Here is a 1,595-nt window from a genome sequence, read left to right as displayed (position 1 = left end):
TCTGGTATCATCCTTAAAGCGATTGGTATCCCAACAGAAATGTTTACCGTTATCTTCGCTCTTGCACGTACAGTTGGCTGGATCAGTCACTGGTTAGAAATGCACAGCGGTCCTTACAAAATTGGTCGTCCTCGTCAGCTTTACACTGGTGAAGTGCAACGTGACATCAAGCGTTAATATTCGAAAGAACATTAATGTAAAAAAGCTGCCTAATGGCAGCTTTTTTTATAAATAAGTTTTTAAAAGTTATTCTTCTTCAAACATATTTAATAAGTGATGACTAATCCCATCAGCTCTTAGCCAAGCCAACTCATAACTCGCTTTAGCCAAAGCTAAAATACGTCTTTCAAACTCAGTCCATACTTCTTTAACTTGCGCTTCTGAAATCCCCAAACCACTCTCATGAGCTAAATGCTTATTCTTTTCACATATTTTTAAGGCATGGTAGAGTTTACGCCCTTTACTCGCCCCTTCCATTAACCTGACACGTTTACCTAATATAAATCCTTCTACATGCTGTAGATTCGCCTGCGGCAACATAGGTACCAAAATCTGATCCAATTGATCATCTAAACGCTTCCAGACAGCTAAACGCTGCTCTGCCGTATAGGTATTCCATTGAATTACTTCATGGTTAAAGCGGCGACAACCACGACATACCTGATCACCAAAAACTGTTGAACAACGCCCTGCACATGGGGTGAGAGAGAGCATTCGATGATCACTACTCAAAACAGACTCCTTAAATAAACCATATACTTTTTATGGTTTTCTCGCTTATTACGAATTTTCGCGCTAAAATATGCGCCTTAAATTTCTATCTTAATACATTTGGAGTTTTCCATGAACGCTACTGTAGAACAGCTTGCACCTGTAGAACAGCAAGCGACCGCGGGTTGGGTTGTTGCAGCACTATATCAATTTAAAGAAGTTCAAGATCCAGCTGATCTTCAACAACGTCTTTTAGACTTAGTGAAAACAATTAACCTTTGCGGAACTCTGATTGTAGCAGGTGAAGGAATTAATGGTACTGTTGCTGGGGACCGTGAAGCAATTGATACGATTCATCAATTTTTGTTAAACGAAGGTTTTAACGCTATGGAATATAAAGAATCCCATAGTTCTGACAAACCTTTCCGCAAAATGAAAATCAAGCTTAAAAAAGAAATCGTGACTTTAGGCGTTGAAGTAAAACCTCGTGATTTAGTGGGTCATTATCTTGATCCTAAAGAATGGAATGAGCTTATTGCACGTGATGATGTGATTCTAATCGACACACGTAATGATTATGAATATAAAGCCGGAACTTTCAAAGGTGCGATTGATCCAAAAACAGAAACTTTCCGCGAATTTCCTGAATATGTAAAAAAAGAGTTAGAACAACATAAAGATAAGAAAATCGCGATGTTCTGTACGGGTGGTATTCGCTGCGAAAAATCAACTTCTTTACTTCTTCAAGAGGGCTTTAAAGAGGTTTACCACCTTAAAGGCGGTATTCTTAAATATTTAGAAGAAACTCCTCCTGATGAAAGCCTTTGGGAAGGTGAATGTTTCGTTTTTGATGGACGTACTGCTGTAACTCATGGTGTTGAAGA

General features: G+C 38.7%; 3 protein-coding genes. 2 read left to right on the top strand and 1 reads right to left on the bottom strand.

Annotated features, from left to right (window positions below):
* Positions 1-177, top strand: a 177-nt coding sequence (locus VXQ92_RS17210; RefSeq protein ID WP_416682640.1) for a citrate/2-methylcitrate synthase, incomplete at its 5' end; no start/stop codon positions are given.
* A 69-nt stretch (positions 178-246) separates the two neighbouring features.
* Here the strand turns inward: VXQ92_RS17210 and VXQ92_RS17205 are convergent.
* Positions 247-732, bottom strand: coding sequence for a DUF1289 domain-containing protein (locus VXQ92_RS17205; RefSeq protein WP_001981983.1), 486 nt, complete (start codon positions 730-732; stop codon positions 247-249).
* A 111-nt stretch (positions 733-843) separates the two neighbouring features.
* On the opposite strand from VXQ92_RS17205, the gene VXQ92_RS17200 reads away from it, so the two are divergent.
* Positions 844-1,595 (top strand): rhodanese-related sulfurtransferase (locus tag VXQ92_RS17200; RefSeq protein ID WP_416682639.1); only part of this gene is annotated, 752 nt, incomplete at its 3' end.

It is taken from the genome of Acinetobacter sp. 228, from assembly GCF_048147885.1.
Note: the sequence above shows the minus strand (reverse complement) of the source record. Positions and strands in the feature narration are given on the sequence as shown.